Annotated in this window: 13 protein-coding genes and 1 rRNA gene; 10 read left to right on the forward strand and 4 right to left on the reverse strand. The window is 70.6% G+C overall.

The features are described from left to right. Positions 1 to 220: 220 nt before the first annotated feature. Together ABZ192_RS31320 and ABZ192_RS31325 are read right to left on the reverse strand one after the other, a co-directional pair. Positions 221 to 1228, reverse strand: a complete 1008-nt coding sequence (locus ABZ192_RS31320; protein WP_356927844.1) for an NlpC/P60 family protein — start codon at positions 1226 to 1228, stop codon at positions 221 to 223. A 178-nt stretch (positions 1229 to 1406) separates the two neighbouring features. Then, entirely contained in the window at positions 1407 to 2147 is a 741-nt protein-coding gene (locus ABZ192_RS31325; RefSeq protein ID WP_356927845.1) for a trypsin-like peptidase domain-containing protein, read from the reverse strand. 501 nt (positions 2148 to 2648) lie between these two features. Here ABZ192_RS31325 and ABZ192_RS31330 point away from each other — a divergent pair. The 6 genes from ABZ192_RS31330 (at position 2649) to ABZ192_RS31355 (ending at position 9937) form a co-directional block, all read left to right on the forward strand. Further along, positions 2649 to 2957 carry a hypothetical protein gene (locus tag ABZ192_RS31330; protein WP_003991275.1) on the forward strand — a complete coding sequence of 103 codons (309 nt, stop codon included), beginning with the start codon at positions 2649 to 2651 and terminating at the stop codon, positions 2955 to 2957. A gap of 186 nt (positions 2958 to 3143) precedes the next feature. Continuing rightward, positions 3144 to 3971 carry a hypothetical protein gene (locus tag ABZ192_RS31335; RefSeq protein ID WP_356927846.1) on the forward strand — a complete coding sequence of 276 codons (828 nt, stop codon included), beginning with the start codon at positions 3144 to 3146 and terminating at the stop codon, positions 3969 to 3971. Further along, positions 3961 to 5295, forward strand: a complete 1335-nt coding sequence (locus ABZ192_RS31340; protein ID WP_356927847.1) for a hypothetical protein — start codon at positions 3961 to 3963, stop codon at positions 5293 to 5295. Before ABZ192_RS31335 ends, ABZ192_RS31340 begins: the two co-directional genes overlap by 11 nt. Further along, the gene (locus ABZ192_RS31345; RefSeq protein ID WP_356927848.1) at positions 5292 to 6848 is read left to right on the forward strand and encodes an SCO6880 family protein; all 1557 of its coding nucleotides are present in this window, start codon (positions 5292 to 5294) and stop codon (positions 6846 to 6848) included. The genes ABZ192_RS31340 and ABZ192_RS31345 overlap by 4 nt, the downstream gene beginning before the upstream one ends. A gap of 6 nt (positions 6849 to 6854) precedes the next feature. Next, positions 6855 to 8264 (forward strand): ATP-binding protein, encoded by a 1410-nt coding sequence (locus ABZ192_RS31350; RefSeq protein ID WP_356927849.1) that lies wholly within the window; start codon positions 6855 to 6857, stop codon positions 8262 to 8264. Positions 8265 to 8275: 11 nt separating this feature from the next. Next, positions 8276 to 9937: a TraM recognition domain-containing protein gene (locus tag ABZ192_RS31355; protein WP_356927850.1), complete on the forward strand. Its 1662-nt coding sequence runs from the start codon at positions 8276 to 8278 to the stop codon at positions 9935 to 9937. On the opposite strand, the gene ABZ192_RS31360 is transcribed toward ABZ192_RS31355, so the two are convergent. Further along, the gene (locus ABZ192_RS31360) at positions 9926 to 10489 is read right to left on the reverse strand and encodes a GNAT family N-acetyltransferase (RefSeq protein WP_356927851.1); all 564 of its coding nucleotides are present in this window, start codon (positions 10487 to 10489) and stop codon (positions 9926 to 9928) included. The two genes, ABZ192_RS31355 and ABZ192_RS31360, sit on opposite strands and share 12 nt — an antisense overlap. A 94-nt stretch (positions 10490 to 10583) precedes the next feature. Here ABZ192_RS31360 and ABZ192_RS31365 point away from each other — a divergent pair, with 94 nt between their 5' ends. Genes ABZ192_RS31365 through ABZ192_RS31380 form a run of 4 tightly spaced genes read left to right on the forward strand, consistent with a single transcriptional unit; the run spans position 10584 to position 14220 of the window. Further along, positions 10584 to 11504: an ABC transporter ATP-binding protein gene (locus ABZ192_RS31365; RefSeq protein ID WP_356927852.1), complete on the forward strand. Its 921-nt coding sequence runs from the start codon at positions 10584 to 10586 to the stop codon at positions 11502 to 11504. Further along, positions 11501 to 12280, forward strand: a complete 780-nt coding sequence (locus tag ABZ192_RS31370; protein ID WP_356927853.1) for an ABC transporter permease — start codon at positions 11501 to 11503, stop codon at positions 12278 to 12280. Before ABZ192_RS31365 ends, ABZ192_RS31370 begins: the two co-directional genes overlap by 4 nt. 24 nt (positions 12281 to 12304) lie before the next feature. After that, entirely contained in the window at positions 12305 to 13549 is a 1245-nt protein-coding gene (locus ABZ192_RS31375; RefSeq protein WP_356927854.1) for a histidine kinase, read from the forward strand. After that, positions 13546 to 14220 (forward strand): response regulator transcription factor, encoded by a 675-nt coding sequence (locus ABZ192_RS31380; RefSeq protein WP_356927855.1) that lies wholly within the window; start codon positions 13546 to 13548, stop codon positions 14218 to 14220. Before ABZ192_RS31375 ends, ABZ192_RS31380 begins: the two co-directional genes overlap by 4 nt. A gap of 61 nt (positions 14221 to 14281) precedes the next feature. Here the strand turns inward: ABZ192_RS31380 and rrf are convergent. Continuing rightward, positions 14282 to 14372, reverse strand: a 5S ribosomal RNA gene (gene rrf, locus ABZ192_RS31385); the annotation flags it as partial.

Raw genomic sequence — 14372 nt, forward strand, 5'->3', positions numbered from 1 at the left:
TCCCGGCGCACCTGAGTGTGCGCCGTTCCTGCCACCCCCGTGGTTGTAGATCCGCTTCCGCTGCACGCGTCCCTGACACGTGCCGACTCACGTCCGCTCGGCTACGTCACCAGGAACGCATGGTCCCCGTCGATACGTTCCACACTCCACCGAATGATCACGCAGACGTTATCGAAGAGAGACACGTCTTCGCAGCTCAGGGGGTGGGTTCATGCTCGGCTCACACCGTCGTGGGCAGTGCTTTCGCGCCATCTTCGGTGACCCGGGTGGCCCCGAAGTAGTCGGGGGTGTCGATCGGGTCGAACCGGATCACCGCTCCCGTTCGCGGCGCGTCGATCATGTACCCACCTCCGACATAAATGCCGACATGCCGGATGGCACGCGAATTGGTGAGGTCGTCCGAGAAGAACACGAGGTCGCCGGGGAGCAGTTCGTCCCGCGCGGGGTGCGGCCCGGCGTTGTACTGGTCGTTGGCGACGCGCGGCAGCTTGATGCCGACGGTCTCGTAGGCGGCCTGGGTCAGTCCCGAGCAGTCGAAGCGTCCGCCCTGCTCAGCGGTGCCGGTGCCGCCCCACAGGTAGGGCGTGCCCAGCTTCTTCTGCGCGTACTCGATGGCACCGGCGGCCTGCTCGGAGGGGTCGACCCGCCCGACGGGCGCCGCGAAGCTCTCCGAGAGCGTCGTGATCCTCTTCACGTAGTTCCGGGTCTCGGTGTACGGCGGCACGCCCCCGTACTTGATCACCGCGTACGCCCCCGCGTTGTACGCGGCCAGCATGTTTTCAGTCAGATTCCCGCCCACCTTCTTCACGTACGACGCGAGTTCGCAGTCGTACGAGGCCGCGGAGGGAATCGCGTCCTTCGGGTCCCACACGTCCCGGTCGCCGTCCCCGTCGCCGTCGATGCCGTGGGAGGCCCAGGTGCCGGGGATGAACTGCGCTATGCCCTGGGCGGCGGCGTGGCTCTGGGCCCTCGGGTTGAACCCGCTCTCCTGGTAGAGCTGGGCGGCGAGCAGGGCCGGGCTGATGGCGGGGCAGAGGTTGCCCCACTTCCTGACGAGGTCCGCGTACGCGGCGGGCACGGCCCCCTTGGCCAGCGCCTTCGCCCCACCGGCGGCCCCGTTGACCAGGTTCCCGGCGACGATGTAGACCCCGACGACGAGCAGCATCACGAAGGCCAGGGCGGAGCTGATCGCAACACTCGCCACGATCCATGCCTTACGCACCGTCAACCGCCCCTCGCCGGCCAGGAGTCCGTCGCCTGGTCAGTGTAGAGGCGGCCGCCGTACGCCGGAATGATCACGGGGAGGAGAGTCGGGGCGGAAGGGGGGACAGCCGACAGCACGGGTCCGCACACCCGGGGCACCCGGCGCACGACCCCGTCACGCCTCACGAGTCAAGCGTCACGAGTCACACGTCACCGCCCGCCGCCTCCCGATACAGCCGCTCCGCCTCCGCACGGAGCACCACGCTGTAGGAGACGTCGGGGGTCGTCCCGCCGTCGTCATGGCCACCGAGGACCCCCACGACCTGCCCGTCCCCGTTCACCCAGGGGCTTCCGCTGGTGCCGCCCGCGAACCCCGGGCAGGCGATGCGCTGCTGCGTGGGGCTGTGCGCCGTCGGCTTGTTGGTGCAGCTCACGGGCGTCTCGCGGGAGTCGGGGTATCCGGTGAGGGTCACGGCCGTCGCCCCGGTGGCCGTACCGGCGGCGAACCGGTACCCGCCGACGACATCCTCGACCCCCTTCCCGCCCCGCGGCGCGACCACGGCGAACGCCACGTCACTGTCCTCCCGCCGCCCCTCGACCCACCCACGGGGCATGAACCGCCGCGTCACCTTCCACACCCCGTACGGCGCACGGCCGTCGCGGTACCCGGGCACGAACACGAGCGCCCCGCGCCCGTCCAGACAGTGCGCCGCGGTGACGAGGAGATCGCGATGCGGCGCCCGCACCACGGACGCGGTGCAGAAGTGCGCACCGGCCGGCCGGGCGGCCCGCCCGGCGGGGACGAACACCCCGACCCGCCCACTCCCCGCACCCGCCCCCGCGGCGACGGTCACCCCGAAGGGCCCGGCCCCGTCATCGGCCATCGCGCTGGACGCGGAGGCGAGGCCGACCAGGACCACAACAAGGCAGAGGACACGCTTCATCGGCGCCACTGTGTCCGACGAAGGTGAGAGAAACGTCAGACGTCTCCTGCCGAGAGGTCTCCCCCTCGTGACAGACCGTCACGGACGTAACGCGGGAGGAACGGGCCGCGGCAGCCCAGCCGCGCCCCGTTCACCTCGCCAGGTAGCCTTCACCCGGAGAACACCGGGACGACCGCTCACCCGACCGACCGTCAGAAACGGCCCGGAAAGGTGACGCAGGCCGTAGAAGGGCACAACGACGGAACCTCACGACAGGTTTCGCTCAGGCCTCATTGCCCGGCGTGACACGCCGTGATACACAGAGTGACCATACGATCCTTCGTACACCGTCCGTCGCCTCCCTTAGGGGCCGGCGCGGAACGGTGGCAAGGTATTCGTACGAAACCCGCCAATCAATGACGCCAAGTCGACATCCGGCAGCGTCATTGTCGGCGAGAATGAGGCCCGACCTCTGCACGACCGCAGAGGATGCGGAACTACCCAACAGGGGCGGTGACTTACATGCTCTTTGCGGCCGACAAGGGAGACATCAACACGATCATCGGCGGGATCGCTCCGGACTGGGGCCCCTTCGGCAGCCTGGGCAACGAGGCCAAGGTGATGATCGAGGTCGTGATGGCGGTGGCCATCCTGCTCTGCCTCGGCATCGCCATCTGGGGCGCCGCCAAGCAGCGCATCGGTGCCACCGCCCTGCGGGACACCTTCAGCGCGGAGCAGGGCAAGGGCCTCATCATCGCGGGCCTCACCGGAGTCTTCATCATCGGCTCACTCGGCACGCTCTTCACCATCGTGTACGGCATGGCCGTGTAGGCCGGGCCCCCACCCGCCCCGGCCGGGCACGCCCGGCTCCCCTCCATCCCACCCGCCCGTCGTGCCCCCCGGCGAAGGTTGCGTTTCCCTGATGTCGAGTCACCACACCGCGCCCGCGCGGGAACCAGCACGGCTACCGTCGTACGAGGAGTACGAGCGGTACGACGTCGAGGGGGCGTACGCGGCATGAGTCTCGGTGACGAGCACGAGGCCTCCGGCGGGTACGGCGGCACGGGCCAGACCCGCACCCGCCTGCCCGACACCGGAGCCGACCCCTACGGCACCCCGCGCCGCCCCCGCTCGTCGTCCCGCAGCCTGGTCACGGTGGTCGGCGTAGTGGTCCTCCTCATCGCCGCGATCGCCTTCGCGAACCGCGGCGACGACGGCTCCCCGTCGGACGACGCCGCCACCAAACCGGAATCAGCGGCCACGGCCCCCTCCGGCCAACGCCCCGTCCAGTCCAAGTCGGCAGCCGGCATCCCGTCGGGCTTCGCCCAGGACCAGGAGGGAGCGGAGAGCGCGGCGGCGAACTATGCGGTGGTGCTCGTCTCGGCCGACATCCTCAAGCCCGCACGGCGCCCCGAGATCGTCCGTCAGGTGTTCGACGCCGGCAGAGTCTCCGAGCTGGAGAGAAATCTCGACCAGGTGTACGACAAGGCGTTCCTGGACAAGGTCGGCCTGGATGCGAACGGCAACGCGCCGAAGGGCAGCACCTATGTCTCCCGCACCATGCCCGTCGGCACCAAGGTCACCGACTACGGAGGCAGCACCGCCACCGTCGAGGTCTGGTGCACCGGCGTCTACGGGATGACGGGGGAGAGCTCGCAGAACCCCGTCACCAGCGACTGGTTCACCATGACCCTCCAGTTGCGCTGGACCGACGGTGACTGGAAAGTCGACAGCTTCTCCCAGAAGGAAGGCCCCGCGCCGGTCAACGGCGACAACAAGGTGTCGACGTCGGACGACATCTCCAAAGCCGTCGAGGAGTTCGGAGGGTTCACGTATGCCCGGTAGCCCACGCCGCGCAGCCAAGCTCGCCGCGACCCTCACAGCAGTACAGGCCTCCGTCGTCCTGCTCGCCGGCCGAGCTGTCGCCGCCCCCACGCCGTCGCCCACATCCAGTAACGACAACTGCTCCCTGCTCTCCGGCAGGGCCAGGGAGATCTGCGAAGGAGACACCGGCAGCGGCGGCGGATCCGGCGGCGGCACCTCCCGCCTAGACCCCACCTCCACCCTCGACCCCCTCTCCTCCCTCGCCAAGGGCTGTGCCGACGCCGCCTCCTGGACCGTCGACAAGCTCAGCGACGCCGTGAAGGAGACGGCGAACGTCGACTTCACGAACCCCAAGTTCCTCCAGCAGTACGCCGTCGTCTTCGCCGCTTCGACCATCCTCACGCTCCTGCTCTGGCTCCTGGCCGTCGCCAAGCGAGCCGTCCGCGGCGTGCCCCTGACCACCGCCCTGTCCGAGGCCATCGGGTTCCTCTGGCTGACCGTGCTCGCCTCCGCCTTCACCCCCCTGATCCTCTACACCGTCGTCTCCGCGACGGACGGCGTCACCGAGGTCCTCGCCAAAGCCACCGGCGACCAGACCGACGCCTTCTTCGGCACGTTCTCCGAGGCCCTCAAGAAGGGCGAGGACATCGGCGGCGGCCCGATCATGCTGATCGTCGTCTCCCTGGTCAGCATCCTCGCCGCCGGTGTGCTGTGGCTGGAGCTCGTCATCCGGGCGGCGCTCCTCTACGTCGGCGCCCTCCTCGGCACCGTCGTCTACGCCGGCCTCGTCGACAAGAACCTCTGGGGCCACGTCCGCCGCTGGGCGGGCATCATGATCGCGGTCATTCTCATCAAGCCGGTCATCGTCATCGTCCTCGGCCTCGCCGGCGCACTCTCCGCCGACGACGGCCCCGACGCCTTCTCCGCCGTCGTCTCCGGCCTCGCCATCATCCTGCTCGCCATCTTCGCCAGCGCGATGATCTACCGCTTCGTCCCCGGCTTCGGCGACGAGATCGCCGGCTCCCGCAACAACCGCATCATGCAGGGCGCCGAGGGCAAGGCCGCGGCCGTCATCAGCTCCCCGGCGTCCCTGGTCGCGCAGGGCATCAAGACCCACAGCACCCGCGCCGACAACAACGGCGGAGGCAGCCAGTCCTCCGCCCCCCGCCCCAGCAACCCGGCCTCCGGCGGCGTCGCCGCGCACAGCGCGCGCCCCTCGAACGGCGGCGGCGGATCTATCCCCTCCGCCGCACCCGCACCCCGTTCGAGCAGCCCCGTCAACACTCCCCACGCCAGCAGCACCCGCAACAGCAGTACCAACCGCACGGGAGGTGAAGGGCGTTGACGACCGAGTCCCACGTGTCCCATCCGGTCACGCCCCGCCGTACGTATCTGATCGGCCGCGCCCGGCCGAACGCGATCATCGGCCGCAACCGCGAGACCGGCGAGATCGCCCTGATCGTCGTCGGCGCGTTCCTCGGCATGATGTGCGGGCTCCTCGTCCCCGTGCTGTCCCTGCGCATCGTGCTGCTCGCCGGATTCCCGATGCTGGCGCTGGCCGCCGTGTACGTGCCGTACAAGCACCGCACGTTCTACAAGTGGTTCGAGATCAACCGCAGCTACAAGCGGACCCTGAAGCAGGGCGCCACCTACCGCTCCTCCGTCATCGAGGCCGGCACCCGGCTCGACGGGCGGGAGATCGAGGTCGGACCGCCCCCGGGCATCGGCCGCATCACCTGGCTGGCCGCCCCCTTCGGGCCCGACGAGATCGCCGTCCTGCTGCACGCCGACCGCAAGACCGTCACCGCCGCCATCGAGATCGAGGGCCCGGGCGTCGGCCTGCGCGACTCCGAGGACCAGGAGGCCCTCGTCGACCGCTTCGGCACCCTGCTCAAGCACGTGGCCAACGGCGACGGCTTCGTCACCCGCCTCCAGATGCTCGCCCGCACCCTCCCCGCCGACCCGGACGCCCACGCCAAGGACGTCGCCGTCCGCGGGGACGACAAGGCACCGCCGTGGCTCCAGCAGTCGTACGACCAACTCCAGTCGATGGTGTCGACCAGCAGCGAGCAGCACCGCGCCTACCTCGTCGCCTGCATGCACTACACCCGCGACCTCGCCGCCGAGGCCAACGCCATGGCCCGGGCCGCCCGCGCCCACGGCGGCAAGGTCGACCGGGACGCCGGACTCGCCGTCGTCATGGCCCGCGAGCTCACCGACATCTGCTCGCGCCTGCAGGAGGCCGACATCCGCGTACGGCAGCCCCTCGGCCAGAGCAGACTGTCCTCGCTGATCCACTCCATGTACGACCCGGACCACCCGATCGACCACATCCAGGCCATGACGAAACGTAATGCCTGGCCGGCCGAGCTGGACGCCATGGAGCCCACCTACCTCCAGGCCAAGACCCGCGAGTCCTCCACCCGCGCCCCCTGGTGCCACGCCACGGCCTGGGTGAAGGAGTGGCCGATGACCCCCGTCGGCGTCAACTTCCTCGCCCCGCTGCTCGTCCACACCCCGGACGTCATTCGCACGGTCGCGGTCACCATGGACCTCGAACCCACCGAGGTCGCCATCGAGCGCATGCTCACGGAGAAGACCAACGACGAGGCCGAGGCGTCCCGCGCCGCCAAGATGAACCGCACCATCGACCCGCGTGACGTGGCCGCGAACTCCCGGCTCGACCAGCGCGGCGAGGACCTCGCCAGCGGCGCCGCCGGCGTCAACCTGGTCGGCTACATCACCGTCTCCTCCCGCTCCCCCGAGGCCCTCGCCCGCGACAAGCGCACGATAAGGGCCTCGGCCGGAAAGTCGTACCTGAAGCTGGAGTGGTGCGACCGCGAGCACCACCGCGCCTTCGTGAACACCCTTCCCTTCGCCACCGGCATTCGGAGGTAGGACCTGATGCGGGACCCGCTGTCCGTCCTCACCGACGCCTTCACGTCCTTCCTCTTCGGGAAGGTCGAGACGACCCGGCTCCCGGTGCGCACGTCCACGGGCCAGGCCCAGGCGGTCTACCTCCCGACCGCCGCCCCCGGCCTCGGCGACTCCGGCGTCATCATCGGCCGCGAGGTGTACTCCGGAAAGGGCTACATCTACGACCCCTTCCAGCTCTACGGCCAGCAGCTCCCCGCCCCCCACTGGCTGGTCCTCGGAGAGTCCGGCAACGGCAAGTCGGCGCTGGAGAAGACGTACGTCCTGCGCCAGCTCCGCTTCCGCGACCGCCAGGTCGTCGTCCTGGACGCCCAGGGCGAGGACGGGGTGGGCGAATGGAACCTCATCGCCCAGGAGCTGGGGATAACTCCCATCCGCCTGGACCCCATGGCCGCCCTGGACATGGGGATCCGCCTCAACCCGCTCGACCCCGCGATCACGACCACGGGCCAGCTCGCGCTGCTCCGCACGATCATCGAGGTCGCGATGGGCCACGGCCTGGACGAGCGCTCCGGCTTTGCCCTCAAGGTCGCGCACGCCTACGTCAACGAGACCATCGTCGACCGCCAGCCCGTCCTCACCGACATCGTCGAGCAGCTGCGCCACCCCGAGCCCGAGTCGGCCGAGGCGATGAACGTCGCCATAGACGACGTACGGGCCTGGGGCCTCGACGTCGCCCTGGTCCTGGACCGACTCGTCGACGGTGACCTGCGCGGCATGTTCGACGGCCCGACCACGGTCGGCATCGACCTCGACGCCCCGCTCATCGTCTTCGACCTCTCCCACATCGACCGCAACTCCATCGCCATGCCCATCCTCATGGCGATCGTCGGCGTCTGGCTGGAGCACACCTGGATCCGCCCCGACCGGAAGAAGCGCATCTTCCTGGTCGAGGAGGCCTGGCACATCATCAACAGCCCCTTCGTCGCCCAGCTGTTCCAGCGCCTGCTGAAGTTCGGCCGCCGGCTCGGCCTGTCCTTCGTGGCGGTCGTCCACCACCTCTCCGACGTCGTCGACGGCGCGGCGGCCAAGGAGGCCGCGGCGATCCTGAAAATGGCCTCGACGAGAACGATCTACGCCCAGAAAGCCGACGAGGCCAGAGCCACGGGCCGCGTCCTGGGCCTCCCCCGCTGGGCGGTGGAAATCATCCCCACCCTCACCCCCGGCATCGCCGTCTGGGACGTCAACGGCAACGTCCAGGTCGTCAAACACCTGGTCACGGAGACCGAACGCCCCCTGGTCTTCACCGACCGTGCGATGACCGAGTCCTCCGCCCAACTCGAGGACGACGCCCTGCGCGCCGCCGAACTCGAGGCGGAGGAACGGGCGGCGGCCTTCGTGGAGCACCACCTGGGCGACTCCGAATCGACGGTGGCATAGGGGGAGGACGCGTGAGACCGGACGACCGCCGCAGTCGGCACGACAGCCAGGGAGGCATCCCCGACGGCCTGCTGGTCGGCATACTCGCGTTCCTCCTCGGCATGACCCTGCTGGTGTGGACGGCCACCGGCCTCGCCGCCCTGTTCGCCCACGGCTCCTGGCCGTCCGGCGTCACCTTCACCCGCACGCCCTTGGCCATGCGCGGCCTCATCGCCCAGCCCCACGACATCCAAGGCGCCTGGCCCGACACACCCCCCGGCGAACTCTCGGACTACGGCCTGTTCTGGGGCCTGTTCATCGGCCAGCTGATGATCCTCATCGTCCTGACGGTGTTCGTGATGGGCACGCTGGCCAGGTGGCGAGCGGTCCGCGCGAGGCGCCGGGCGGAGAGGATGGCCCCGCCGGATCCGACGGGGGTCGCGTACGGGGCAGGTGGCCCGACACACCACGAGATGCCGACGACACAGCAGCACAGGGCACCGACCCCTGCGCAGTACAACGCTCCCGCATCGGCACAGCACATGGCACCGACACCCACGCCGCACGACGCCCCCGCGCCGACGCAGCACACCACCACCGCATCGACGCAGCACACCACCCCCACGCCGGCGCAGCACGACGTCCCCACCCCCCGCCGCGCAGCCCCCGACCCCGCACCCGCGCACCTCCTGGAGCCGACGGCACCCCTCGCCCCGGCCCCGGCGGCCGCGAGCCCTGCTTCTCCGTTCGGGCAGGAGCGGGTGGGCGGCTGGGAGAAAATCCTCGTAGCCCCGAGGGAAACCCGCCAAACCACCGCCACCCAGGCCGTACGCGACGCCGAGGGCCCGGCCCTCATCGTCACCTCGAACCCAGCCGTCTGGCAGGAAACCAAGGACGCCCGGGCCAAACTCGGCCCCACCCACCTCTACGACCCCATCCACCTCTGCGCCACCCCCGCCCGCCTCCACTGGTCCCCCACCGCAGGCTGCGAGGACAAGGCCACCGCGACGGGAAGAGCAACCGCCCTCCTCGCCCCCGTCCGCCCCACCGCCAAACTCGACCAGGCCCTCAGCGACACCGCCGAGACACTCCTGCGGAGCTACCTGCACGCCGCCGCCATCGACGGCCGCACCATCCGCCACGTCCACCGCTGGTCCCAGGGCACCCAGATCCAGGACGCCGTACGCATCCTCCGTACCAACCCCAAGGCCGCCCCCGGCTCCGCGGGCGAACTCGAAGGCGCCCTCACCGCTCACCCCGAACGCCGGGACATGGCCCAGCAGCTGACGACCCGTGCCCTCGCCGCCCTGTCCACGGTCAACATCCGCGAGGCCTGCACTCCCAACCGAAATGATGCCCTCGCCCTGGATTCCTTCGTCGACGAAGGGGGCACGCTTTATGTGGTGGGTGAATCCATCGAGGACCCCAGGACGAACCCGGGCGCTATGCCCCTCCTGACGGCCCTCGTCTCCAGCGTGGTCGAGCGCGGCCGGCGCATGGCCGAACGGTCATCCTCCGGTCGCCTCGACCCACCATTCACCCTCGTCCTGGACGACGTCGCCGCCGTGGCCCCGCTCCCCCAGCTCCCGGAACTGCTGGCCACCGGAGCGGACCGGGGCATGCCGGCCCTGGCCCTGCTCCGCTCCCGCGAACAGGGCCGCGCCCGCTGGCCGCACGACGAACTACCGGTCTGAGAACGGCACCCCAGCGGAGCTCCGCTCCAGCACGAACTCCAGCTCCCGGGCGTCCCCCAGAGGAACGGTCAGCCCGCTCGGCAGGAACCCGGCCCGGCGATAGAACCGCTGCGCCCGCCCGTTCTCCTCGTGCACGATGAGCCGCACCCGCTCCAGACCCCGCCCCCACGCCCACTCCAGGGCCGCGTCGAACAGCACCTCGGTCAGCCCGCTCCCGCGCTCCTCGGGCCGTACGAACACGCCGACGATGTGCCCCTGCTTCCGCTCCACCGGAAACCCGGCCCAGTCGGTCGTCCCGGGCTCCTCCACGAGCACGGTCAGCGTGCCCACCCACCGCCCGTCGGGCCCCTCCGCGATGATCTGCTGAGCCTGGTCGGCCCCTTCTGCGCCCCTCGCCGTCCGCTCCTGCCAGAAGGAGTCCGGCCGGGCCTCGGCTTCCTCGTACGTCTCCAGGAACGCCAGGTGCGCCACCGGATCCCGCAGCGCCGCGAGCCGCAGCTCCTTCGCCGCGGGCCACTCATCAGCACGGACGGACCGGATCACATAGCTCATGCCGGCAACGGTAGTACCCGGGTACGACACCCCTCACCCCGATTACCACCGCCGGTCCGACGCCCGCCGCCCCCGCACGCACGAGCATCGAAGCATGCTGACGGCACACGAACTGACCAAACGCTACGGCGACCGGACGGTCGTCACGGACCTGTCCTTCACCGTCCGCCCCGGAACGGTCACCGGCTTCCTCGGCCCCAACGGCGCCGGCAAGTCCACGACCATGCGCATGATCCTCGGCCTCGACGCCCCCACCCGCGGCCACGCCACCGTGGCCGGACGCTCCTACGCCACCCACCCCGCGCCCCTCACCGAGGTCGGCGCCCTCCTGGAGGCCCGCTCGGTCCACCCCGGCCGCACGGCCTACCACCACCTGCGCGCCCTCGCCCTCACGCACGGCATCCCCCGCACCCGGGTCGAGCAGGTCCTCGCCCTCACCGGCCTGACCGACGTGGCCCACCGCCGCGTCAAGGGCTTCTCCCTCGGCATGGGCCAACGCCTCGGCATCGCCGCCGCCCTGCTCGGCGACCCGGCCACGCTCATCCTCGACGAGCCGGTCAACGGCCTCGACCCGGAGGGCGTGCTGTGGATCCGCACCCTCCTGAAGTCCCTCGCCGCCGAGGGCCGCACGGTCCTCGTCTCCTCCCATCTGATGAGCGAGATGGCCCTCACCGCCGAGCACCTGGTGATCATCGGCCGCGGCCGCCTCCTCGCCGACACCACGGTCACCGACTTCGTCCGCGACTCCGGCGCGGGCACCGTCAAGGTCGTCACCCCGCGCGCCCCCGACCTCGTACGGCTCCTCACCGCGCCCGGCGTCGACATCACCACCGACACCCCCGGCACCTTCCAGGTCCGCGGCACGGACGCCGAACACATCGGCCGCACGGCAGCCGCCCACGGCATCCCCGTCTACGAACTGACCCCCAACGCCGCTTCCCTGGAGGAGGCCTTCATGGACCTCACCCGCGACGCGGTGGAGTACACCGCGACCCTCGAAGGAGCGGCAGCATGACCACGGCGACCCTCCCCTACCGCGTGACCCCGGCCCGTGTCCTGCGCTCCGAGTGGCACAAGCTCCAGACCCTGCGCTCCACCTGGATCACCCTCGTCGCGACGAGCCTGCTGACCGTCGCCATGGGCATGGGCCTGGCCGCCGCCTATGACGGCACCGGCGAAGGCGGGATGGACACGGTCCTCTTCATCCTCCTCGGCACCCAGTTCGCCACGATCAACCTCGGCGTGCTCGGCATCCTCGCCACGGCCGGCGAGTACTCCACGGGCCAGATCCGCGCCACGATGACCGCCGTCCCCCGGCGCCTGCCCGTCCTCTGGTCCAAGGCGGCCGTCCTGGCCGCGATCGCCTTGCCCCTCACCCTGCTGACGAACCTCGTCACCTTCCCCCTCGCCCAGTCCTTCCTCACCGGCACCGACCAGGCGGCCTCCCTCGGCGACCCGGGCGTCCTGCGGGCCCTCGCCGGCAACGCGGCCGGCCTCACCCTCCTCGCCGTCCTCGGCCTCGGCATCGGCGCCCTGCTCCGCTCGGTCCCGATGGCCATCGGCGTCTTCACCGGCCTCATCATGATCGTCCCGGAGGTCCTGGCCATGCTCCCGTACGACATCGTCGACGACGCCGTCCGCTACTTCCCCGGCAAGGCCCTGGAGACCCTCACCACCGCCCAGCCCCTGCCCGGCACGGCCTCCCCCGGCGCCGCCCTCCTCGCCATGGCCCTCTGGACGACGGCGACCCTCGCGCTGGCCGCGGCGGTCCTACGACGCCGAGACGTCTGACAAGCGGCATCGGAAACCCGCACGATGAACCCCGTGACGGAAGAACGGGCACCGGAGCCCCTCACCGAGTACGCACACCGCCTCACCAGCCGGGTGCGCGCCTTCGACCGACGCCACCCCCTGCTGTGGGACGCCCACATCACCGGCTTCTGGGTGACAGCGGCCCTGATCGACTACGTCGGCGGCGGCTGGCGCCACAACGCCCACAACCTCGACGTCCCCGGCTGGCTCCTCCTCGCCCTGAGCCTCGGCCTCTCCGTCCCCCTCCTCTGGCGACGCACCCACCCGCGGGCCGTCCTCGCCGCCATGGCCCTCTTCGCCCTCCTCAACGCCTGGACAGGCGCGGCCCTCCAGGCAGCCCTGCTCCAGCTCGCCGTCGTCTACCACATCGCCCTGCGTCGGCCCCTGCGCGACCTGTGGTGGGCGACGGCCCTGGTGATCGCACCGGTCCTGGTATCGGTCGCCCGCCACGGGGAGGGCACCTGGGACCAGCAGCTGGGCTCCCAGCTGATGTCCCTCACCGTGGCCGCCCTCATCGGCATCACGGTCCGCACCCGCCGCAACTACACCGAGGCCTTGGAGGACCGCGCCCGCCGCCTGGAGACCGAACGCGACCAGCAGGCCCGACTCGCCACCGCCGCGGAACGCGCCCGCATCGCCCGCGAGATGCACGACATCCTCGGCCACAACCTCTCCGTCATCACCGGCCTCGCCGACGGCGGCAGATACGCGGCCGCCAAGTCCCCGGAACGCGCCGCCCAAGCCCTCGATGCCATCGCCACCACCAGCCGCCAAGCCCTCACCGAACTCCGCCGCCTCCTGGACGTCATGCGGGAGGACGAGCAGAACCAGGCGGACCTGGCCCCCCAGCCCGGCCTCACGGACCTCGGCCACCTCCTCGACGGCGTCCGCTCCGCAGGCCTCCCCGTCCACGCCACCACCCACGGCAGCCCGACCCTCCCTCCAGGCCGCCAGCTCACGGTCTACCGCGTGATCCAGGAAGCGCTCACCAACACCCTCAAACACGCAGGCCCCGCCGCCACCGCACAGATAGAGCTGTCGTACGAGGACAAGGGGGCCGTGACCGTGACGATCACGGACACAGGCACCGCCGCCCGAACCGACGGCACAGCCCAAGACGGTCGCGGCCTGCCCGGAATGCGCGAGCGAACAGCCCTCTACGGCGGCACACTTGAGGCCGGCCCCCGCCCGCACCCCGAGCAGGGCTGGCGCGTCCGCCTACACCTCCCGGAGGAAAACCCGCAGTGACCACGGTCCTCATCGCCGACGACCAGCCCCTCCAGCGCTTCGGCTCCCGCATGCTCCTGGAGAGCCAAGACGACATGACGGTCGTGGGCGAGGCGACGAACGGCAGCGAAGCGGTCCGCCTGGCGGCCGAACTCCACCCCGACGTCGTCCTCATGGACATCCGCATGCCCGGCCTGGACGGCATCGAGGCGACCCGCCGCATCACCGCCGCCGGCGACCGCACCCGCATCCTGATCGTCACCACGTTCGACCTCGACGAGTACGCCTACGCCGGACTCCGCGCAGGAGCCTCCGGCTTCCTCGTCAAGGACGCCCAGCCCGAGGAGCTCCTGGCCGGCATCCGCGCGGTCGCCACGGGAGACGCGGTCGTCGCCCCCAGCCTGACCCGCCGCCTCCTCGACGCCTACGTCCACCACCTGCCGACGGACCCGTCGCGAACCGAAGCCCCGCCGCAGGAGGACCCCCGTCTCGCTTCCCTCACCGACCGGGAACGCGAAATCCTCACGGTCATCGGCCAGGGCTGGACGAACACGGAGATAGCCGCGCGCCTCCACCTGGCCGAGTCGACGGTGAAAACGCACGTGGGCCGCATCCTCGCGAAGACAGGCTCCCGCGACCGCATTCAGGCGGTGATCCTGGCGTACGACACAAAACTGGTTCAGCCGTCATGAAAACACGCTCGTGAAACGCAAAAAGGCCCACACCGTAAGGTGTGGGCCTTTTTCAAAAATTGTTCGGCGGCGTCCTACTCTCCCACAGGGTCCCCCCTGCAGTACCATCGGCGCTGTAAGGCTTAGCTTCCGGGTTCGGAATGTAACCGGGC

Origin of the sequence: Streptomyces sp. NPDC006235 (assembly GCF_040613735.1) — a bacterium.
Taxonomy (GTDB): domain Bacteria; phylum Actinomycetota; class Actinomycetes; order Streptomycetales; family Streptomycetaceae; genus Streptomyces.

Excerpts from the sequence above, each read along its gene's own strand:
- ABZ192_RS31325 (WP_356927845.1), bottom strand. The coding sequence starts at position 2,147 with ATGAAGCGTGTCCTCTGCCTTGTTGTGGTCCTGGTCGGCCTCGCCTCC.
- ABZ192_RS31330 (WP_003991275.1), top strand. The coding sequence starts at position 2,649 with ATGCTCTTTGCGGCCGACAAGGGAGACATCAACACGATCATCGGCGGG.
- ABZ192_RS31335 (WP_356927846.1), top strand. The coding sequence starts at position 3,144 with ATGAGTCTCGGTGACGAGCACGAGGCCTCCGGCGGGTACGGCGGCACG.
- ABZ192_RS31340 (WP_356927847.1), top strand. The coding sequence starts at position 3,961 with ATGCCCGGTAGCCCACGCCGCGCAGCCAAGCTCGCCGCGACCCTCACA.
- ABZ192_RS31350 (WP_356927849.1), top strand. The coding sequence starts at position 6,855 with ATGCGGGACCCGCTGTCCGTCCTCACCGACGCCTTCACGTCCTTCCTC.
- ABZ192_RS31360 (WP_356927851.1), bottom strand. The coding sequence starts at position 10,489 with ATGAGCTATGTGATCCGGTCCGTCCGTGCTGATGAGTGGCCCGCGGCG.
- ABZ192_RS31365 (WP_356927852.1), top strand. The coding sequence starts at position 10,584 with ATGCTGACGGCACACGAACTGACCAAACGCTACGGCGACCGGACGGTC.
- ABZ192_RS31370 (WP_356927853.1), top strand. The coding sequence starts at position 11,501 with ATGACCACGGCGACCCTCCCCTACCGCGTGACCCCGGCCCGTGTCCTG.
- ABZ192_RS31375 (WP_356927854.1), top strand. The coding sequence starts at position 12,305 with ATGAACCCCGTGACGGAAGAACGGGCACCGGAGCCCCTCACCGAGTAC.